Below are 19,355 nucleotides of genomic sequence, written 5' to 3'. Positions count from 1 at the left end.
AGTCCTTTTGCAAAATGGATTCAGTCGAGTTCCAGTACCACCACGCGTTGTCCGGCGCGCACCGGCGAACCCGGTTGCACGCGGACCTCGCGAACGATGCCGGCCATCGGCGCGAGCAGCGGGATTTCCATCTTCATCGACTCCAGGATCACCAGCACATCACCGGCCTGAACCCGGCTGCCGGCCTCGACCTGAACCTGCCAGAGGTTGCCGGCGATATGGCTGTCGACGCTCATTTCGCCGCTGGCCAGCGCCGCGTCCTCGGTCACTGGCGGGGCCGGCTCGTCGCTGTCGAAATGCGCCTGGCCGCTGGCTATCCAGCGTTCGCGCTCGGCGCTGAATGCGCCTTGCTGCTGAGCGCGAAACGCCGCGATGGTCTGTGCTTCCTTTGCGAGGAAATCCTGATAGTCAGCAAGGTTCAACTGGCTGTGCTCGATGGTCAGCTCGAAGCGACCCAAGGGAAAATCCCGCCGGATGCCCAGCAGTTCTTCGGCGCTGACCGGGTAGAAGCGGATCTGGTCGAAGAAGCGCAGCAACCAGGGTTTGCCATCGAATGCGGCGACTTCGCGATAGCGGTTCCACATCTGCAACGTGCGGCCGACGAACTGGTAGCCGCCAGGGCCCTCCATGCCGTAGACACACATGTAGGCGCCGCCGATACCGACGGAATTTTCCGCGGTCCAGGTGCGCGCAGGGTTGTACTTGGTGGTCACCAGGCGATGGCGGGGGTCCAGCGGGGTGGCCACGGGAGCGCCCAGGTACACGTCGCCCAGGCCCATCACCAGGTAGCTGGCGTCGAACACCGTGCGCTGCACTTCGTCGAGGTTTGGCAGGTCGTTGATGCGGCGGATGAACTCCAGGTTGCTCGGGCACCATGGGGCATCCTTGCGCACGGTGGTCATGTATTTCTCGATCGCCAACTGGCACGCTGGATCGTCCCAGGACAAGGGCAGGTGGACAATGCGCGAGGGCACTTGCAGGTCCTTGGCGGCGCACACGGCGTCCCATTCGCCGGCAACGATGCCCAGCAGATCGGCGAGGGGCAATTGCTCGGGTTGGTAGTGCACTTGCAGCGAGCGGATGCCGGGCGTCAGGTCGATCACGCCATGCAGGTGTTTGCTTTCCAGGGCTTGCATGAGGGCGTGGCCGCGGAAGCGCAGCACCAGGTCGAGCTCGGGCGCGCCGATTTCCAGTAGCAGATGCGTATCCCCCGACAACCTTGCAACCAACCGCGTATCCCCCTCACCCAACTCCAACACCACAGGCGACATAAGGCCCTGTGGGAGCTGGCTTGCCAGCGATGAAGTTGATGCGGTGTCTGGTCGAGCCCCATCGCGGGCGAGCCAGCTCCCACAGGTATCCCATTTGCAGGCGAGATAGCGGGCGGTCTGGACATCGACGGGGTGGAACTGCACTTTGTCTCCGGCCTTGAGCTGCCCAAGCTGCCACAGGTCCGCCTCGATCACGGTCACCGGGCAAACGAAGCCGCCCAGACTCGGCCCGTCCGGCCCGAGGATGACCGGCATGTCGCCGGTGAAATCCACCGCGCCAATGGCGTACGGATTGTCATGGATGTTCGAGGGGTGCAGGCCCGCCTCGCCACCGTCGGCACGTACCCATTCAGGCTTGGGCCCGATCAGGCGCACACCGGTGCGGCTGGAGTTGAAGTGCACTTCCCACTGAGTCGCGAAGAACGTGCCGATGTATTGCTCGGTGAAATATTCCGGGGCGCCGTGGGGCCCGTAGATCACCCGAATTTTCCGGACGGCGGGCAACTCGCCGAGCTGTGCTTCGGGCAGGGTAATGCCAGTGCTGCGCTCCTGCAGCGTCGGCACGTGCAGCACATCGCCTGCGCGTAATGCCCGACCGCCGTGGCCGCCAAACTGGCCGAGGGTGAAGGTGCTTTTGCTGCCCAGGTAGTCCGGAACCTGCAGCCCGCCCCGCAGGCACAGATAGCTGCGAGCACCTGCGCCGGCTATTGTGCCGAGGCTCAGGGTGGATCCGGCCGGGATCAGCAGCGTGGTGTTCATCGCCACCGCTTCTGCGTTCAAGGTCATTGGAATTGCCGCCCCGGTGACCGCCACCACGGCATCGCAATTAAAGCGCAGCAGCGGCCCGCTCATGGTGATTTCCAGGGCCGCGGCACCTTCGTCGTTACCCAGCAAGCGGTTGCCCAGGCGCAGTGCGCGACTGTCCATCGGCCCTGAAGGCGGCACGCCCACCGCCCAGTAGCCAAGACGTCCGGGATAGTCCTGCACGCTGGTTTGGGTACCGGCGTTAAGCACCTCAAAGGTGTTGGCCTGATACACCAGGTTTTCAAGGCAACGGGTCCACGGCTGACCGCTGGCGAACGGCGCGTCGAGCAGGATCTGGCGCAGGTAATCGCGGTTGGTTTCCACGCCGTAGAGCTGGCTGTCGCCCAGGACTCGATGCAGATCGCCGGCCGCTTCTTCGCGGCTCGGCGCCCAGCAGATGACCTTGGCGATCATCGGGTCGAAGTAGGGTGGAATCTCGCAACCGGCTTCGACCCAGGTGTCGATACGCAGGTGTTTGCCGTCGGCGACCGGGAAGTTCACGGTGGTGAGCAAGCCAGGGCTCGGTTGAAAGTCCCGGCCGGGATCTTCGGCATACAGCCGCGCCTGAATCGCGTGACCCTGAGGCTGCAAGCTGCGGCTCAACTCGCTCAGCGGCGGCAGATCACCGGCCGCCAGTTCGATCATCCAGCGCACCAGATCGACGCCCCACACCTGTTCGGTGACGCCATGTTCCACCTGGAGGCGGGTGTTCACTTCGAGAAAATAGAAGCGCTGGTCTGCGCTATCGAAGACGAACTCCACAGTGCCGGCACTGCGATAGTTGACCGCCTTCGCCAGCTTGATAGCCGCTGCGCAGAGCTCGTCAGCCATGCCTTCAGGCAGGTTGGGTGCAGGGGTTTCTTCGAGGACTTTCTGGTTGCGGCGCTGCACCGAGCAGTCGCGTACACCCAGTGCCAGCACTTCACCGCGACCATCGCCAAACACCTGGACTTCGAGATGTCGGGCGCGCTGGATGTACTTCTCGATGAAGACCCCGGCGTCGCTGAAGTTGTTCTGGCCCAGGCGTTTGACCGCTTCAAAGGATTCGCTCAACTCGGCGGCGCTGCGGCAGACACGCATGCCGATGCCACCGCCACCGGCCGTGCTTTTGAGCATTACCGGGTAGCCCACCTGTTCGCCGGCAAGCAGGGCATCGTCGAGGCTGTCGAGCAACTCGGTACCTTCGAGCATCGGCACACCTTGCTTGCGGGCCAGTGCCCGCGCCGTGTGCTTGAGGCCGAACACCCGCAGTTGCTCGGGCGTGGGGCCGATGAATGCGATGTGCGCGGCTTCACAGGCCTCGGCGAATGCGGCGTTTTCCGAAAGGAAGCCGTAGCCGGGATGGATTGCCGTGGCGCCGCTGGCCTTGGCGATGGCGAGGATTTTCTCGACGACGAGGTAGGTGCCGGCGGCAGCGCCTTCACCCAGGCTGTGCGCTTCGTCGGCCTGCAGGATGTGCAGGCTGGCGGCATCGGCTTCGGAGTAAACGGCCGCGCCCTTGACCTTCAGCTCGCGCAGGGTGCGCAGGATTCGGCAGGCAATGGCGCCACGGTTGGCAATCAGGACTTTTTCGAACATGGCAAACCCCTGGAGGGGATGCGGGCCGTCCCGCAGTTTTTCGACAGGCGCCGGGGTCGTCCCCGACTGCAGATTCAATTTTCTTCAGAACACCATCGTTCACTGTGGGAGCGGGCTTGCCCGCGATGAGGCCGGCACTCCAACATCGATGCCGACTGACCCACCGCTATCGCGGGCAAGCCCGCTCCCTCAGGGGCTATGGCGTTCTCACTTTTTCAGGCACTGGCCTGAACGGGCCTGGCACAGGGCGAACAGCCATTTGCGCAACTGCTTCATTTTCAGTTCCATACCAGCACCTGCGCCGCAGTCGGGTTGTAGGCATTGCACGGGTTGTTCAGTTGCGGGCAGTTGGAGATCAGCATGATCACGTCCATCTCTGCGCGCAGTTCAACGTACTTGCCCGGCGCTGAAATGCCGTCCTCAAACGTCAAGCCGCCGTCCGCCGTCACCGGCACATTCATGAAAAAATTGATGTTTGGCCCGATATCACCCTTGCTCAAGCGGCCGTCGTGAGCGCAGGCCCGCAGGTAGTTATCGCGGCAGCTGTGCATGTAGCGTTTCTCCAGGGCGTAGCGCACGGTGTTGCTCTCTTGCGCGCAGGCGCCGCCGAGGGTGTCGTGACGGCCGCAGGTGTCGGTGACTATGGTCAGCATCGGCCTGCCGAGGTTGGAATACAGCACGCTCCCGGTGCCCAGGTAGACGCTGTTCTGCCGGCGCAGAGTGCGCTGTACGTCGTATCGCTCCCTGGGGTTGGCGAGGCTGTAGAACAAGGTGTCGACCGCCTGGTTACCCTCAAGGTCAAGGATGCGCAGGGTCTGGCCGGCCTTGACCTCCAGCAGGAAAGGTTCGCCTGCCGGGATGGTGGCGCGGTAGACCGCCGTTTCAGGGAGCTGTTGCGGGGTGGCGATAGCGAGTGACATGGCAGCGATCCTCAGGCGAACAGGCGGTCGGTGTTGATGAAGCCGCGCTCGTTTTCCGGGCGCGAAGTGCGGCAGTGTTCGGCGACGCTGGCGTCGGCGTTCATCCAGCTGAGCTTCAGGGGTTGGGGCGCATAATCGGGTGCCGGGTCCATCGGATGTTGCAGGGCGGTCAGCACCACCAGCGTGTCCATCGGCGCATACAGCTCGATGTAGTCCCCCGCTTTGGAGTTGCCGGCCACGAAGTGAAAAGCCCCGGCCTCGTCAACGTTCACCCGGCTGAACAGGTTGAGGGTCATCAGCAGGTCGGACAGGCCCAGCCCCCATTTGCCCAGCTCCACCAGCAGGTTGTCGGTGCCATTGCGGAAGAAGCCATTGCGCAGTTCCTGATAGCGGCCTGCACCGTATTTTTGCGCGACTTCTTCAGCGCACAGCACGCCGCCGAGGCTGTCGCTCCAGCCACAGGTGTCGGCCGTGATGGCCGCGAGTACGCGGCCCATGTCCGAGTACAGGCAATGGCCGTTGGTAAGCTTGGCGGTGTGCTGGCATTTGAGGCTGTCGGGCAGGCTCAGGCGTTCGCTTTTCTCGTTGGCGTTGAGCAGCGTCAGGCTGACGTTGGCGCCGCCCCGCAGGTCGGTCAGGCGCAGCAGTTGGCCGCGCTTGAGGATGAACGAACGGTGGCCGCCGCCTGGCAGGGTTTCTTCGGCGAATATGGGGAACAGTTGAGTCGAGTCAGTCATGTGCTAATTCCTCTAAGCGATTCCAAGCGTGCCTGCCAGCGATGCCGGCAAAGCGTCGACGGCGGCGCGATGGACGCGGCGGTCGCTGTTCAAAGGGATGTCGTAGGTAATGCGTGCGCCATAGGCGCCGGGGGCGTGCGGGTCGACGCGAACCTTGTCGAACACCAGCAGGCGGGTGCCCAGGCTGAAACCTTCGGACAGGTCGTGGGTGACCATGAACACCGTCAGTTGCGTCTCACGCCACAGCTCCAGCAGCAGGCCGTGCATGTCCTTGCGGATGCCCGGGTCGAGGGCGCCGAACGGTTCGTCGAGCAGCAGCACACGCGGTTTCATGATCAGTGCCTGGGCGATGGCCAGCCGTTGTTGCATGCCGCCGGACAGCTGCGCCGGGTACTTGTCCAGCGAATGCCCGAGGCCCACCTTGTGCAGGAGCACCGAGGCGTGTTCGCGGGCTTCTTTTTTTGCGCTGCCGAACAATCGCCCGAACAACGGCGAGTGCGGCAGTTCAAGGCCGAGTGCGACGTTGTCCAGCACCGTCAGGTGGGGGAATACCGAGTACCGCTGGAATACCACACCACGACTCGAATCCGGTTCGCCGGCCAGGGCCTGGCCATCGAGCAGGATTTCGCCGCGACTGGCGCGTTCCTGGCCCAGCAGCAGGCGCAGGAAGGTCGACTTGCCGCAGCCTGAAGCGCCTACCAGGGTGCAGAATTCACCTTCGTTGACCCTGAGGTTCAGGCCTTCGAGCACCACCTGGTCGGCATATTGCTGCCAGACGTTTTTTACGCTGATAAAGCTCATGCCCGTGCCCCTTCATACCAGGGGAATGCGCGCCGGGTCAGGTGCTTGAGACCCCAGTCCATCAACCAGGCGAGCAGGGTGATCCACACCACATACGGCAGGATCACGTCCATCGCCAGGTAGCGGCGTACCAGGAAGATGCGGTAACCGAGGCCATCGGTCGAGGCGATGGCTTCGGCGGCGATCAGGAACAACCAGGCTGAGCCAAGCATCAGTCGCAAGGAAATCAGCAGGCGCGGCAGCAATTGCGGCAGCACCACCCGCAGCATCAGGGTCCAGGTTGAAGCGCCGAGAGTCTGGGCCTTGATCAGCAGTTCCAGCGGAATTTCCCGGGCGCGCTGTTCCAGGTCACGGGCCAGGCAGGGGGTGATGCCGATGACGATCAGCATCACCTTGGACAGTTCTCCGAGCCCGAACACGATGAACAGAATGGGCAGTATCGCCAGCGGTGGCACCATCGACAGCACCGTCAGCAGTGGGGATAACGGCGCGCCGAACAGCGGCAGGGTCCCGGCTGCAATTCCCAGGCACAGGCCGGCCAGCGCGCTGATGCCAAGGCCGATGGCCAGGCGGCGCAGGCTCGATGCAGTGTCCTGCCACAGCAGGTAGTCCCCGGTGCGGGCGTCGGCGTTGAACGCCAGGCGTTTTACCGCGTCGGTCATCTGCACGGCGCTGGGCAGCAGCTTGTCGTTGGGGTTTTCCGCCAGTCGCTCGGCCGAGCCCATGAAGTAGGCAAACAGCACCAGGGCGAACGGCAGGATCACCAGCAAAAGGCGACTCGGGCGGTCCGGGTGACGATTGATCAGGCGCATGGCCAGTCCTCCTGGTTACAGCTTGGCGTCGGCGGCCAGCTGTACATAGGTCGGGTCGAAACGCAGCTTGAGGTTGGCCTTGTCACCGCTGGTCACGCCATTGGCGAAGGCCATGCCGACGGCGCTGGTGTCCTTGGCGCCTTCGCCGAGCAAGCCGTGCTGGAAGGAAAACTCAGCGACCTTGCGCATGGTTTCCGGCAGTTGTTTGCTGGTGGCAAAGTCGAGTGCTTCCCGGGGTGTGGCGAACAGTTTGGTGGTGTCCAGTTGCGCCTGGAAACCGGCCAGGTCAGTGCCGGACGATTTGGCCATATGTTCGAGCGCGGTTTTGCCTGCGGCGTTTTTCTGGTTCATCAACTCGACGACTTCGAACCAGGCGCCGGTCAGGGCCTTGCCCAGGGCCGGGTTGTCTTTGAGGGTGGCGCTGTTGACGACCATCATGTCCATGATTTCGCCGGGGATCTGGCTGGAGTTGAAGACCTCGCTCACGCCGGGTTTTGCCTTGATGTCCGAGAGCATCGGGTTCCAGGTGGTCACTGCATTGACTTGATCGGTGTTGAATGCGGCCGAGATGTCGGCGTCGGAGGTGTTGACCACTTTCAGGTCCTTCTCGGTGAGGTCCACCGAGTCCAGCGCGCGGGCCAGCAGGTAGTGGGATACCGACAGCTCTACCAGGTTGACGTCCATGCCCTTGAGGTCGGAGACTTTCTTGCCATCGCCCTTGAGCACGATGCCGTCGTTGCCGTTGGAGAAGTCGCTGACGATCAGCGCGGTGCTGTCGACGCCGCCGGCTGCCGGGATGGTCAGCGCGTCCATGTTGGTCATGGTGCAGCCGTCGAACTGGCCAGCGGTGTATTGGTTGATGGATTCGACGTAGTCGTTGAGCTGTACCACATCGATCTTGATGCCGTACTTTTTCGCCCATTTATCGACGATGCCCTGGCTGCCTGCGTATTCCCAAGGCATCCAGCCGGCGTAGATGGTCCAGCAGACGCTGAAGTGGTCTTTTTGCGCGGCCTGGGAAGAGAAACTCACGATGGCTGCGAAGGCAGCGGCGAACAGAACGGGTAAACGAGGCTGGGACATGGTGGTTCTCCAGTTGATCATGGGCGGACAGGAGGCAACGCGGCACCGCGAACGGTGGCTTGTCTCCCGGGCTTTTGTCCCGCCGTGTAACCTCAACTGGAGGTCGCCAACTCTCGGACCAGCCACTCGCCTTAGCGAGCCGGAACCCTAGTCAGCCATTGCAAATTGTGGTGCCGCGAACCTGTGATGACTCCTGCACGAGGTTGTTAAAGCGAGAGCCGTGCCAAGTCGGCCCGACCGCTCTGGGCCGGGGTTCTGCCGGATTTCATGCAGGGGAGGGGATAGGTGTGCGCATTGTGATGGTGCGGCGGTGCACCGCAATGGATCGTGGTGGTGCCGGTTAAAGGGCAGGAGATAGATGAAGAACCTTTCATCGGCGAGATGTTTCAACGTATTGCAAGACCGCACCAGATTCCGGAATCGATGTCTGATCTATCGACAGTCACCGAATAATTGACTGTCGCCTGCCAGCGTCGCTGGTGTGGCTCACTCGCGGTCCAGGAGGCCGCCATGCTCTCTCGAATAAAACTGCGAATTCTTCTGATTGCTGCGTTGGGATTATCAGTGGGCGCCTGCGTGCCCTATTCCGATGGAGGAGGCAGCTATTACAGTTCCGAGGTCTATACCTCGCCCGCGCCTGCCTACTATTCCGGCGGCACTTACTACTCGGGAGGCGGCGGTTATTACACCCAGCCGCGCCGCTACTACGCACCGCCTGCGCGGTATTATCAGCCGACTCCGCGGCATTATTACCAGCCACGGGTCTACCAGCCGGCACCGCGTTATTACCACTCATCACCACGGGCCGATTATCGGGCTCAGCAGCGGCACGGCTGGGATGGATCTAATCGTGGCGGCGGCAACAATGACTATCGCGGCGGCGGACGCCACGGTGGGCGTGGCGACCATAATGGTCGCGGTGATCACGATGGCCGGGGTGGCCGCAACCGCTGAAGCCGCTGAAACCGTGTAGGAGCGAATTGCCGGCGACGGATTGCCGGCCATCTACGATGTATCTGATACATCGCGCCCTACGGGTTAAACAGGCATGCCAGCGTCGCCGGCATCGCCAGCAAGCCGGCTCCTGCAATTGTTTTCAGTACGCCGAGAGATCCGCCAGCGGATGGCGCCCTTCCCAAACCTTCTGGAAATGCGCATCGACTACCGCCTCCGGCACATGATTGATATCAGGCCAGTGCCAATGCGGCTTCTGGTCCTTGTCGATCAATCGCGCCCGCACCCCCTCACTGAATTCCGGATGACGGCAGCAGTTCAGGCTCAGGGTGTATTCCATCTGGAATACCTCCGCCAGCGACATGTGCCGCGCGCGGGCAATCTGTTCCCACACCAGGTGCGCAGTCAGCGGCGAGCCTTCGCTCAAGGTCTTGGCAGCCCGGCTGAGCAGCGGGTCGCTGTGGTCGCTCTGTTGGCTGATGGCTTTCCAGGCACAGCGCACGTCACTGACATCCAGCAGCTCATCGATCTGCTGTCGGCGCGGTAACCATTGCGCCTCGGGCATCTGCGCCAGGGCTTGCTGTTGCAAGGCCTTGAGCAGGCTGTTGAGCTGCATGGCGGTCTGTTCCTGCCAGTTGATCTGCAACAGGCCTTCCAGTAACGCTTCCTGTTGCTCATCGAGCAGGAAGCGGTCAGCCAGGTCGAGGTCGATCGCATCGCGAGCATTCATGTGCGCGCCTGTCAGCCCTAGAAACAGGCCGAGCTTGCCCGGCAGGCGCGACAGGAACCAGCTGGCGCCAACGTCCGGATACAGGCCGATGCTGATTTCCGGCATTGCCAGGCGGCTGCTCGGCGTAACAATGCGCAGGCTTGCGCCTTGCAACAGGCCCATGCCACCACCGAGCACGTAACCATGGCCCCAGCAGATCAGTGGCTTGGGATAAGTATGCAGGTTGAAATCGAGGCGATATTCCGCCGCGAAAAAATGCGCGGCCAGGGGCGGTACTTCGCCTGGGTGTTCACGACAGGCTTGCACCAGGCTGCGCACCTCGCCACCGGCACAGAACGCCTTCGCACCGTTGCCGCGCAACAGTACGCAGACGATTTGCGGTTCCTTGGCCCAGGCGTCCAGTTGATCACTCAGTGCGCTGATCATTGGCAGGGACAGGGCATTCAGGGATTTCTCGGCATCCAGGGTGGCCACGCCGATGCGTGCGCCGTCGGTGCCGGTGAGTTCTTCGAAGTGCAGATTCATCGTGACCTCGATCAGGAATTTGAGCGTTCAGTATGATCGCTGTGCAGGAAAGTGCCGGATCTGCGTCAGATCAATTGACAAGTGTGAGCGGCCTTCTTAGGGTTCCCCCCATTGTTTTTGCCGGGTGTAACCATGACTGCTGACGACCGTATCAAACTCGAACCGAGCTGGAAGGAGGCACTGCGTGCTGAGTTCGACCAGCCTTACATGGCAGAGTTGCGCAATTTCCTGCAGCAGGAGCGGGCGGCGGGCAAGGAAATCTATCCGCCTGGCCCGATGATTTTCAATGCGCTCAATTCGACGCCCCTGGATAAAGTCAAAGTCGTGATCCTCGGGCAGGATCCATACCACGGCCCGGGTCAGGCCCATGGCCTGTGTTTCTCGGTGCAACCAGGCGTGCCGGCGCCGCCATCGCTGGTCAACATCTACAAAGAGCTCAAGCGCGACCTGAATATTGATATCCCCAACCACGGCTATTTGCAGAGCTGGGCCGATCAAGGCGTGCTGATGCTCAACACCACCATGACGGTTGAGCGCGCCAACGCCAATGCGCACAAGGACAAGGGCTGGCAGTTTTTCACCGACCGGATCATTGAACTGGTCAGTCTCCACCAGCCGCACCTGGTGTTCATGCTCTGGGGCGCCCACGCCCAGAGCAAGCAGAAGCTGATTGATGCCACCAAGCACCTGGTGCTGACATCGGTGCACCCGTCGCCCTTGTCGGCCTATCGCGGGTTTCTCGGTTGCGGGCACTTCAGCCGCACCAACAAGTTTCTGGAGCAGAACGGCGAAGCGCCCATCGAGTGGCGGTTGCCGCCGGTCTAATCCGGAGTGCGATTCCAGTACTTGAACAATGGCTCTGCCAGAAACAGCACAAACAACAACCGCATCACCTGCATCGCCGTCACCAGTGGCACCGACAGCTGCAGGGTCTCGGCAGTCAGGCTCATCTCGGCGATCCCGCCGGGCATCATCCCGAGGGTCAGCGAACGCAAGTCCAGATGGGTCACGGCACTTAACCCCAGTGCTGCCAGTGTCGCGATCAGCATGGTCAGCACGGTGGCTATCAAGGTGCGGCCCATGAACGAAGGTGCCCGGCGGAAAAACTGCCGGTTGAAGTGGCAGCCCAATCCGCTGCCGATCAGCCATTGGCCGATCTGACTGCCACCATCGGGCAAACCGATGTGCAGGTCCCAGCCGATGCTCACTGCCGAAGTGACCAGCAACGGGCCGAACAGCCATGGGTTGGGTTGGCGCAGAAACTCCCAGACCCAGGCGGCCAAGGCGCCTGCCGGAAAGAGCAGGGCCAGCCACCACCAGCTGACAGCCGCCGGATGGAAAACCGGTGCGCCGTCACCCAGCAGGTACTTGAATGCTGCGGGTACACACAGCACCACCACCAGCACGCGTAGACTCTGCCCTGCAGCGACACGGCTCAATACCGCGCCATTGCGCGCACCGAGGTTGACCATTTCGCCGGAGCCGCCGGGCATGCTGGAAAAGAACGCAGTGGCGCGATCTTCACCCGTCCGGCGCATCAGCCAGACGCCGACCACGGCGGACAGACTGGTGACCAGTGCGCCAAAAAAAATCAGGCCGAAGTGGCTCAGCACCTGCTCCATCACCACCGGGGTGAAGTGCAGGCCGATACCGATGCCGATGATCCACTGACCGCATTTACGCCCGCCAGGGATCTCTGCCAACTGCCACGGCGTCAGGCAGCGCACCAGGATGATCGCCAGCAGCGAGCCGACCATCCACGGCAGCGGCCAGCCCACCAGACTGGCGAGGTAACCGCCCAGCGCGCCGACCAGCGGCGTACCCCACCAGGCGTTGAAGGGTGCTCGATCAGACATCGGCGACTGCGCGACGAGCGACCGAACGTTTGCGCCAGATCCGCAGCAACGGCATCAACAGCATCAGCGCCGTCAGTATCCACACCCCGAAGGTGATCGGGCTGGACCAGAGGATTTCCAGCGCTCCGTTGGAGATCGACAGGGCGCGACGCAGGTTCTGCTCCATCAAACCGCCGAGGATGAACCCCAGCAGTACCGGTGACAGCGGGAAGTCCAGCTTGCGCAGGATGTAGCCGAAGATACCGATGCCGATCATCAGGAACAGGTCGAAGGTGGTGGCGTGCACCGCGTAGACGCCGATCCCGGTAATGATGGCGATCACCGGCACCAGTGCCCAGTTCGGCACGGCAAGGATGCGGGTGAATATGCGGATCATCGGGATGTTTAGGATTACCAGCATGATGTTGGCGACGAACAGTGACGCGATCAGCCCCCAGACGATGTCTGGCTGTTGCTGGAACAGCAGCGGACCTGGGGTGATGTTGTACAGCGACAGGGCGCCGATCATCACGGCCGTGGTGCCTGATCCGGGAACACCCAGGGTCAGCATCGGCACCAGCGCGCCGCAGGCCGAAGCACCGATGGCCGTTTCCGGTGCCGCCAGGCCGCGCATGTCGCCCTGGCCGAAAGTACCTTTGGCCCCGGCGATGCGTTTTTCGGTCATGTAGGCCACGGCGCTGGCGAGGGTGGCGCCGGCGCCCGGCAGCACGCCCATGATGAAGCCAAGCAGGCCGCAACGGATGTTCACCACGAACACCGCCGACGCTTCCTTGAAGTTGAACATCATGCGCCCGGTGGCTTTTACCGCTTCCTGGCCGCGGTGGGTTTTTTCCAACAGCAGCAGGATTTCGCTGATGGAGAACAGGCCCAGCACCAGCACCACGAACTGAATGCCATCGGTCAGGTGGATGTTATCCCCGGTGAACCGGTACACACCGCTGTTGGCATCGATGCCGACGGTCGACAGGAACAGGCCGATCAGTGCCGCAATAAACGTCTTCAACGGTCGGTCGCCAGCCATGCCGCCAAGGCAGACAATCGCGAACACCATCAGGACGAAGTATTCCGCCGGGCCGAAGGCAATCGCCCATTTCGCCAGCAGCGGCGCGAACAGCACCATGCCGCAGGTGGCGATGAACGCGCCGATGAACGAACTCCATGCCGATAGCGACAGTGCCACGCCGGCCATGCCCTTGCGCGCCATCGGGTAACCGTCGAGGGTGGTCATCACGGTGGAGGCTTCCCCCGGAATGTTCAGCAGGATCGAGCTGATCCGGCCGCCGTATTCGCAACCCAGGTATACCGCCGCGAGCAGGATCAGCGCCGACTCTGGTGGCAGGCCGAGGGCGAACGCGATCGGGATCAGCAAGGCCACGCCGTTGATCGGCCCCAGGCCTGGCAACAGGCCGACCACGGTGCCTATCAGCGTGCCACACAGCGCAGTCACCAGGTTATATGGGCTCAGCGCGACGCCGAACCCCTGGCCCAAATAGCCAAAAGTATCCATGTCAGTTCTCCAGAACGTCGAGCAGGCCCAGGGGCAACGGCACGTCCATCAACTTGTCGAACAGCAGGTAGAGACCAACGCTCATCAGCGTCGTCACCACGATGCTCGGCCACCAGCGACCGCCGTACAGGCGAGCCATCGGAATACCGATCAGGATGCTGCTGAGGATGAAGCCCAGCGGTTCGAACAGGCCGGCGAAGATCAGCAGCAGCACGATGCAGATGCCGATCTTGTTCAGGGTTTCGCGATCGAGCTTGGGGTCATCGTCGCTGTGCACGATCGGCGTCGGACGGAACAGCATGTACAGCAGGCCCAGGCCCATCAGCCCGAGCATCAGCAGGGGAAAGGCCCGTGGGCCGACCGGCTCGTAGGAAAAAGCGGCCTGGTATGGCCACGCCATCAGTGCCAGGCCGACGCAGGCCAGCAACAGCACCGAAGCGAAAATGCGTTGTAAGAGCATGGAAAACTCCTGGGCCACGACCCGGGGCAAGGGTCGCAGCCGCTAGACAGGGACGATCACTGGATCAGGCCGAACTCTTTGGCCAGCACTTTGTAGTCCGCAACCTGCTTCTTCACGTAGGTGTCCAGCTCGGGGCCGGTCATGGCGAAGGGGAAGAGTTCTCGCTGATCACGCAGCTTGGCGAACTCATCGGACGCCAGCAGTTTGTCGAAGGAGTCTTTCCACCAGGCGTAGTCCTCGTCACTGACCTTCGGCCCGAGGTAGAACCCGCGAACCACTGGCCAGACGATGTCGTAGCCTTGCTCCTTGGCGGTCGGAATGTCTTTCATTTCCGGCTCGTCCAGGCGCTTCTCGGAGAACACCGCCAACAGGCGCATGTCGCCGCTCTGGATGTGCGGCATGGAGTCGGAGATGTCGGTGCTGCCGACCTGGATATGCCCGCCCAGCAATGCCGTGGCGATTTCACCGCCACCTTCGAGTGCCACGTAACGCAGGTCGCGCGGGTTGATCCCGGCGGCCTTGGCAATCAGCGCGGTCTGCATCCAGTCCTGGCTGCCCACGGTGCCGCCGGAGCCGATCACTACCTTGCTCGGGTCTTTTTTCAGCGCCTGGACCAGATCGTCGAGGGTCTTGTAGGGCGAATCGCTTTTCACTGCGATCGCGCCATAGCTGGTACCGACCGCCGCCAGCCAGCGCACCGCGTTCTCGTCGAAACGACCAAACTTGCCCTGGGCCAGGTTCAGCAGGGAACCACTTGACCACGCCACCAGCGTGCCGGCATCAGCCGGGCGCTGGGCAACCACCGCGTTGTACGCCACGGCGCCGACTCCGCCGGGCATGTAGGTCACGCGCATCGGTTTGCTCAGCAGTTTCTGGTTCACCAGGGCGCTCTGTACCAGCTTGCACGTCAGGTCAAAACCGCCGCCGGGCGAGGCGGGGGCGATGCATTCCGGGCGCTTGGGCTCGGCCATGAGTTGGCCAGCGAAGAGCATGCAGCTGGCGGCGAGGGCGAAACGGCGCAGTGATCGATTCATGGTGTCTCCAGGGGAGTTATTGTTTTTGGAATGATTCAGGCGAAGCAATTTCGCACCATGCCAATGGCGTCGATAAGCGTTGGGGAGCGGAAGATGGGCGAGACAGGTCAGCCTGGCGGCGTGTGGACGGCATGGTGCAGTACCTCGTTTATTGTTCTTATTGGCGAAAACGCTTCAAGGCGTTTTTCGGGAGCTACATTTCAAAGCAAGGGGTGATCGCTTGCAGTCGAAACCGTCCGTCGGCCGACTGTAACGGGCCAACCTTTCGCCAACCTTTCAGCGTGCTTTCACGGTTTTGCTGCTTCACAGCGCCGGATCGGGCTGTAAACTTCGCGCCAAAGAATGGCGTCGACCATCCCTGAATGAGGTAAAGATCCATGCGTGTTCTGCTCGTCGAAGACCATTTGCAGCTGGCCGAAAGTGTCGCCCAGGCGCTGAAAAGCACGGGGCTGACCGTGGACGTGCTACACGATGGCGTGGCGGCGGACCTGGCACTGAGCAGCGAGGATTACGCCATGGCGATCCTCGACGTCGGGTTGCCACGCATGGATGGCTTCGAGGTGCTGGCACGGCTGCGCTCCCGGGGCAAGAACCTGCCGGTGCTGATGTTGACGGCCCGCAGCGACGTCAAGGATCGGGTGCACGGCCTCAACCTGGGCGCTGATGATTATCTGGCCAAGCCCTTTGAGCTGACCGAGCTCGAGGCACGGGTCAAGGCCCTGCTGCGCCGCAGCGTGCTGGGTGGCGAGCGCCAGCAGACTTGCGGTGTGCTGTCCTACGACCTGGACACCCGACGCTTCACCCTTGCAGAGGAGTTGCTCACCCTGACCTCTCGCGAACAGGCGGTGCTCGAGGCGCTGATCGCCCGGCCGGGGCGGGTGATGAGCAAGGAACAACTAGCCTCCCAGGTGTTCGGCCTGGACGAGGAAGCCAGCCCCGACGCGATCGAAATCTACGTGCACCGCCTGCGCAAGAAACTCGACGGCCAGTCGGTCGCCATCGTGACGTTCCGCGGCCTCGGGTACTTGCTGGAAAGCCGCGATGCATAAGCCCAGCAGCCTGCGCTGGCGGTTGTTGTGGAACCTGGCGCTGTTGCTGGTGGTGTTGATGCTGGCCAGTGGATTAAGCGCTTACTGGAATGGTCGCGAGGCCGCCGATACGGCCTACGACCGCACCTTGCTGGCCTCGGCGCGAACCATCGCGGCGGGGGTCTCCCAGGTCGACGGCACCCTCAGCGCCGACGTGCCCTATGTGGCGCTCGATACCTTCGCCTACGACAGCGCCGGGCGAATCTTCTACCTGGTCAACGACATCAACCAGAAACTGATCTCCGGCTACGAAAACCTCCCTCCACCGCCCCCGGGTACCCCGCGCACCGACGATTACCCGGCGCTTGCGCGGTTCTACAACGCCAAGTATCAGGGCCAGAATGTTCGCGTGGTCAGCCTGCTCAAGCCGGTCAGCGAGCCGAACATGAACGGCATGGCGGAGATTCGGGTCGCGGAAACCGATGAAGCCAGGGTCGACATGGCCCGCAGCCTCGCGGCGGACACCCTGCTGCGCCTGGGCATGCTGGCGATCGGAGCGCTGTTGATGGTGTGGTTTGCCGTCAGCGCTGCGCTGCGGCCCCTGGAACGCTTGCGCACTGCCGTGGAAGAGCGTCAGCCGGACGATTTGCGGCCACTGCCATTGGTGGAGGTTCAGCACGAATTATGGCCGCTGGTGCGCGCGCTCAACCATTTCACCGAGCGCCTGCGGGGGCAGTTCGAGCGCCAGGCGCAATTTATCGCCGATGCCGCGCACGAGTTGCGCACTCCGCTGGCGGCGCTCAAGGCTCGTCTGGAACTGGGCTTGCGGGCAACCGAACCGCAAACCTGGCGCAGCACCCTGGAAACCGCAGCCCAGGGCACCGACCGCCTGACCCATCTGGCGAACCAGTTGCTGTCACTGGCCAGGGTGGAGAACGGCGCCCGGGCGATCGCCGAGGGCGGTGCGCAGTTGCTCGATCTCAGCCAACTGGCCCGTGAACTGGGCATGGCCATGGCACCTCTGGCCCATGCTCGCGGGGTGGCGCTGGCCCTGGAAGCAGACGAACCGGTGTGGTTGCGCGGCGAACCCACGCTGTTGAACGAGCTGCTGAGTAATCTGGTGGACAACGCGCTGGCCCACACGCCATCGGGCGGCAATGTGATTCTGCGGGTCTCTGCGCCGGCGGTGCTGGAGGTCGAGGACGATGGACCGGGGATTCCCCTTGAAGAGCGTGAGCGGGTATTCGAGCGATTTTACCGACGCAATCAGCAGGTCGCCGGGTCGGGACTGGGCCTGGCGATTGTCGGTGAGATCTGCCGTGCGCACCTGGCACAAATCAGTCTGCACGATGGCGAGCACGCGGGCTTGAAGGTTCGGGTGAGTTTTGTCGCGGGGTAAAGGTTGCGCAGTGGCCCCGGGTTTACTGAGCACAAGGCTCAGTAAAACATCGACCGCGACTCTTCCAGATCCCTGCACAGCGTTTCGTTCTGCGGGTCAATTCCCATCTTCCTGAACGCGGGCACTTCAAGGGCGTCGACTCGCGACAGCGGGTGATTGCTGTTCTTGTGGCAGTACAAGCTGGCGACCTGCACCAGGTCGACATAGTCCAGGCGTTCGGAATCGCGCTGCAGATCCAGATACAGCCGGGGAATCTGCACCAGTTTCTCGGGAAAATCCCAGACCCTAAGCAACTTTTCGCCGATCAGCGGATGGATCTGATCGATGACGTGATTAAGGCTCACCGCGTCGGCCAGCAACTCATTGTGATCTTCGGCATACGTCAGGATAGGCAGCACGCCGATCTGGTGCACCAGCCCGCCAAGGGCGGCCTGGTCCGGCTTGAGTTGGGTGTAGCGACGGCACAGTGCATAGCTGACGCCGGCGATTTCCAGGCTCTTGTGCCAGACTTCGCGCATTTTCTGCTCGACCACCTCGGAACGGGCGTTGAAGATCTGCTCCATGACCAGGCCAATCGCCAGGTTGCTGCTGTAGTTGACGCCCAGGCGGGTGATCGCCGTGTGCAGGTCAGTGACCTCCTGGGTGGCGCGCAGCAACGGGCTGTTGACCACCTTGATCAGGCGCGCCGACAACGCCGTATCGCGGCCAATCACCTTGCCGAGGGCACTGACACTGATTTCCGGGTCTTCGGCAGCCTTGCGAATCTGCAAGGCCACTTCGGGCAACGTAGGCAGAACCAGGTCATCGTTGTCGATGGCCGCAACCAAATCCTGTTGGACCTTTTCCGCCAGCTTGCTCATTTCGTCTATCCAGGAGGGTATTGCGACAGGTGCTGCCTTCAGCGCTGGATTTCGCGGTCGCGATCCAGCTCATAAGGCAGGTCAAGCAAGGTCAGGGCAGGCCCTTCGAGGCTGCCCAGGTGAACATCACCACCTTCCGCTGCTTCGGCCTGCAATACTGCCAGTAGTTCAATGTTTTGGCCTGCCTGTGCCGCGATCACCACTTCGCCAATGGCGCTGGCATGGCTGGGGGCAAACAGCGGCGCGCCGGGCTCCGGCAATGCATCGCCAGTTAGTTGCAGGCGATACAGGCGGCGCTTCAGCTTGCCCAGGTACTGCATGCGCGCGACGATTTCCTGGCCGGTGTAGCAACCTTTCTTGAAACTCACCCCACCGATGGCTTGCAGGTTCAGCATCTGCGGGATGAACAGCTCGCGGGTGCCCGCCATGACCTGGCCAATCCCTGCGCGAATCTGGCCCAGCAGCCATTGATTGAGTTCGCCTTCAGCCAGTGTGGCAACCAGCTGTTGCTTCACGGCAGCGGCCTGATCGGCAGCCACCCACAGTTCGGCGCGGTCAGGCGAAACCCTGATGGCGACGAGACCGCCTTGGCGCGCGACACTGTCGGTGACTGCCGGCAGGTCGAGACCCAGGGCGTTCAGTGCCGCGTCGCCATGCTCCAGGCCAAAGCGGACCCAGGCGGCGCTTTCGTCGGTCAATTTGGATTTGGAAAACACGGCGTATTTTTTAAGGTCCGCCAACTGCGGCTCCAGCAGTTCGCTCGCCATGGCCATGAGCACGCCGTCACCTTCCAGCAGGATGCGGAAACTCGATTGCATCCGGCCTTTTTGCGTGCAACGCGCGCCCAGGCTGGCCTGGGTATCACTCAGGTAGTTGAGGTTGCAGGTCAGTTGGCCTTGCAGGAATTTACTGGCGTCCGCGCCTCGGACCGCGAGTACGCCTTCGTGAGACAGGGTGCAGAAAAAAGCAGAATCGGCCATGGGTCATCGCAGGGTA

17 protein-coding genes and 1 riboswitch are annotated in these 19,355 nt (G+C 62.4%); of the genes, 4 read left to right on the top strand and 13 right to left on the bottom strand.

Annotated features, from left to right (window positions below):
* Positions 1-20 precede the first annotated feature (20 nt).
* The 6 genes from uca to EQV97_RS06580 form a co-directional block, all read right to left on the bottom strand.
* Positions 21-3,653, bottom strand: coding sequence for an urea carboxylase (gene uca / locus EQV97_RS06605; protein ID WP_240888712.1), 3,633 nt, complete (start codon positions 3,651-3,653; stop codon positions 21-23).
* Between the two features lie 278 nt (positions 3,654-3,931).
* Positions 3,932-4,573 carry an urea amidolyase associated protein UAAP2 gene (locus EQV97_RS06600; RefSeq protein ID WP_240888711.1) on the bottom strand — a complete coding sequence of 214 codons (642 nt, stop codon included), beginning with the start codon at positions 4,571-4,573 and terminating at the stop codon, positions 3,932-3,934.
* An 11-nt stretch (positions 4,574-4,584) separates the two neighbouring features.
* Positions 4,585-5,310: an urea amidolyase associated protein UAAP1 gene (locus EQV97_RS06595; protein WP_201149740.1), complete on the bottom strand. Its 726-nt coding sequence runs from the start codon at positions 5,308-5,310 to the stop codon at positions 4,585-4,587.
* Between the two features lie 12 nt (positions 5,311-5,322).
* Positions 5,323-6,111: an ABC transporter ATP-binding protein gene (locus tag EQV97_RS06590; protein WP_122837803.1), complete on the bottom strand. Its 789-nt coding sequence runs from the start codon at positions 6,109-6,111 to the stop codon at positions 5,323-5,325.
* Positions 6,108-6,923, bottom strand: coding sequence for an ABC transporter permease (locus tag EQV97_RS06585; RefSeq protein WP_201149742.1), 816 nt, complete (start codon positions 6,921-6,923; stop codon positions 6,108-6,110). The genes EQV97_RS06590 and EQV97_RS06585 overlap by 4 nt, the downstream gene beginning before the upstream one ends.
* A 15-nt stretch (positions 6,924-6,938) precedes the next feature.
* A complete protein-coding gene (locus EQV97_RS06580) occupies positions 6,939-8,006 on the bottom strand; it encodes a putative urea ABC transporter substrate-binding protein (RefSeq protein WP_122837805.1) in 1,068 nt (355 codons plus the stop codon).
* A 61-nt stretch (positions 8,007-8,067) separates the two neighbouring features.
* Positions 8,068-8,168: riboswitch (guanidine-I (ykkC/yxkD leader) on the bottom strand.
* A 348-nt stretch (positions 8,169-8,516) separates the two neighbouring features.
* Here EQV97_RS06580 and EQV97_RS06575 point away from each other — a divergent pair.
* Positions 8,517-8,960, top strand: coding sequence for a hypothetical protein (locus EQV97_RS06575; protein WP_201149744.1), 444 nt, complete (start codon positions 8,517-8,519; stop codon positions 8,958-8,960).
* 142 nt (positions 8,961-9,102) lie between these two features.
* Here EQV97_RS06575 and EQV97_RS06570 read toward each other — a convergent pair whose 3' ends face one another.
* Positions 9,103-10,215 carry an enoyl-CoA hydratase/isomerase family protein gene (locus tag EQV97_RS06570; protein WP_240888710.1) on the bottom strand — a complete coding sequence of 371 codons (1,113 nt, stop codon included), beginning with the start codon at positions 10,213-10,215 and terminating at the stop codon, positions 9,103-9,105.
* A 132-nt stretch (positions 10,216-10,347) separates the two neighbouring features.
* Here EQV97_RS06570 and ung point away from each other — a divergent pair, with 132 nt between their 5' ends.
* Complete coding sequence (gene ung / locus EQV97_RS06565; RefSeq protein ID WP_045058786.1) at positions 10,348-11,040, top strand: uracil-DNA glycosylase; 693 nt, start codon at positions 10,348-10,350, stop codon at positions 11,038-11,040.
* On the opposite strand, the gene EQV97_RS06560 is transcribed toward ung, so the two are convergent.
* Genes EQV97_RS06560 through EQV97_RS06545 form a run of 4 tightly spaced genes read right to left on the bottom strand, consistent with a single transcriptional unit; the run spans position 11,037 to position 15,072 of the window.
* Entirely contained in the window at positions 11,037-12,071 is a 1,035-nt protein-coding gene (locus EQV97_RS06560) for an AbrB family transcriptional regulator (protein WP_122837808.1), read from the bottom strand. The two genes, ung and EQV97_RS06560, sit on opposite strands and share 4 nt — an antisense overlap.
* On the bottom strand, positions 12,064-13,578 hold the full coding sequence (locus EQV97_RS06555; RefSeq protein WP_122837809.1) for a tripartite tricarboxylate transporter permease: 1,515 nt from the start codon (positions 13,576-13,578) through the stop codon (positions 12,064-12,066). The genes EQV97_RS06560 and EQV97_RS06555 overlap by 8 nt, the downstream gene beginning before the upstream one ends.
* 1 nt (position 13,579) lies before the next feature.
* A complete protein-coding gene (locus tag EQV97_RS06550; protein WP_122837810.1) occupies positions 13,580-14,038 on the bottom strand; it encodes a tripartite tricarboxylate transporter TctB family protein in 459 nt (152 codons plus the stop codon).
* A 56-nt stretch (positions 14,039-14,094) separates the two neighbouring features.
* Complete coding sequence (locus EQV97_RS06545; protein ID WP_122837811.1) at positions 14,095-15,072, bottom strand: tripartite tricarboxylate transporter substrate binding protein; 978 nt, start codon at positions 15,070-15,072, stop codon at positions 14,095-14,097.
* Positions 15,073-15,449: 377 nt separating this feature from the next.
* Between EQV97_RS06545 and EQV97_RS06540 the strand changes: the two genes are divergently transcribed.
* Positions 15,450-16,121, top strand: a complete 672-nt coding sequence (locus EQV97_RS06540) for a response regulator (RefSeq protein ID WP_045058781.1) — start codon at positions 15,450-15,452, stop codon at positions 16,119-16,121.
* The gene (locus EQV97_RS06535; RefSeq protein WP_240888709.1) at positions 16,114-17,499 is read left to right on the top strand and encodes a sensor histidine kinase; all 1,386 of its coding nucleotides are present in this window, start codon (positions 16,114-16,116) and stop codon (positions 17,497-17,499) included. The genes EQV97_RS06540 and EQV97_RS06535 overlap by 8 nt, the downstream gene beginning before the upstream one ends.
* 38 nt (positions 17,500-17,537) lie before the next feature.
* Here the strand turns inward: EQV97_RS06535 and EQV97_RS06530 are convergent, their stop codons facing one another.
* Both EQV97_RS06530 and EQV97_RS06525 read right to left on the bottom strand, forming a co-directional pair.
* Complete coding sequence (locus EQV97_RS06530; RefSeq protein WP_122837814.1) at positions 17,538-18,359, bottom strand: HDOD domain-containing protein; 822 nt, start codon at positions 18,357-18,359, stop codon at positions 17,538-17,540.
* Between the two features lie 38 nt (positions 18,360-18,397).
* Entirely contained in the window at positions 18,398-19,339 is a 942-nt protein-coding gene (locus EQV97_RS06525; RefSeq protein ID WP_240888708.1) for a folate-binding protein YgfZ, read from the bottom strand.
* Positions 19,340-19,355: the final 16 nt, after the last annotated feature.

It is taken from the genome of Pseudomonas sp. TMW22090, assembly GCF_022496665.1.
In the GTDB taxonomy this organism is placed as follows: domain Bacteria; phylum Pseudomonadota; class Gammaproteobacteria; order Pseudomonadales; family Pseudomonadaceae; genus Aquipseudomonas; species Aquipseudomonas gregormendelii.
Note: the sequence above shows the minus strand (reverse complement) of the source record. Positions and strands in the feature narration are given on the sequence as shown.

Coding starts and splice junctions, on each gene's coding strand:
- uca (WP_240888712.1), bottom strand. CDS start 3,653: ATGTTCGAAAAAGTCCTGATTGCCAACCGTGGCGCCATTGCCTGCCGA.
- EQV97_RS06600 (WP_240888711.1), bottom strand. CDS start 4,573: ATGTCACTCGCTATCGCCACCCCGCAACAGCTCCCTGAAACGGCGGTC.
- EQV97_RS06595 (WP_201149740.1), bottom strand. CDS start 5,310: ATGACTGACTCGACTCAACTGTTCCCCATATTCGCCGAAGAAACCCTG.
- EQV97_RS06590 (WP_122837803.1), bottom strand. CDS start 6,111: ATGAGCTTTATCAGCGTAAAAAACGTCTGGCAGCAATATGCCGACCAG.
- EQV97_RS06585 (WP_201149742.1), bottom strand. CDS start 6,923: ATGCGCCTGATCAATCGTCACCCGGACCGCCCGAGTCGCCTTTTGCTG.
- EQV97_RS06580 (WP_122837805.1), bottom strand. CDS start 8,006: ATGTCCCAGCCTCGTTTACCCGTTCTGTTCGCCGCTGCCTTCGCAGCC.
- EQV97_RS06575 (WP_201149744.1), top strand. CDS start 8,517: ATGCTCTCTCGAATAAAACTGCGAATTCTTCTGATTGCTGCGTTGGGA.
- EQV97_RS06570 (WP_240888710.1), bottom strand. CDS start 10,215: ATGAATCTGCACTTCGAAGAACTCACCGGCACCGACGGCGCACGCATC.
- ung (WP_045058786.1), top strand. CDS start 10,348: ATGACTGCTGACGACCGTATCAAACTCGAACCGAGCTGGAAGGAGGCA.
- EQV97_RS06560 (WP_122837808.1), bottom strand. CDS start 12,071: ATGTCTGATCGAGCACCCTTCAACGCCTGGTGGGGTACGCCGCTGGTC.
- EQV97_RS06555 (WP_122837809.1), bottom strand. CDS start 13,578: ATGGATACTTTTGGCTATTTGGGCCAGGGGTTCGGCGTCGCGCTGAGC.
- EQV97_RS06550 (WP_122837810.1), bottom strand. CDS start 14,038: ATGCTCTTACAACGCATTTTCGCTTCGGTGCTGTTGCTGGCCTGCGTC.
- EQV97_RS06545 (WP_122837811.1), bottom strand. CDS start 15,072: ATGAATCGATCACTGCGCCGTTTCGCCCTCGCCGCCAGCTGCATGCTC.
- EQV97_RS06540 (WP_045058781.1), top strand. CDS start 15,450: ATGCGTGTTCTGCTCGTCGAAGACCATTTGCAGCTGGCCGAAAGTGTC.
- EQV97_RS06535 (WP_240888709.1), top strand. CDS start 16,114: ATGCATAAGCCCAGCAGCCTGCGCTGGCGGTTGTTGTGGAACCTGGCG.
- EQV97_RS06530 (WP_122837814.1), bottom strand. CDS start 18,359: ATGAGCAAGCTGGCGGAAAAGGTCCAACAGGATTTGGTTGCGGCCATC.
- EQV97_RS06525 (WP_240888708.1), bottom strand. CDS start 19,339: ATGGCCGATTCTGCTTTTTTCTGCACCCTGTCTCACGAAGGCGTACTC.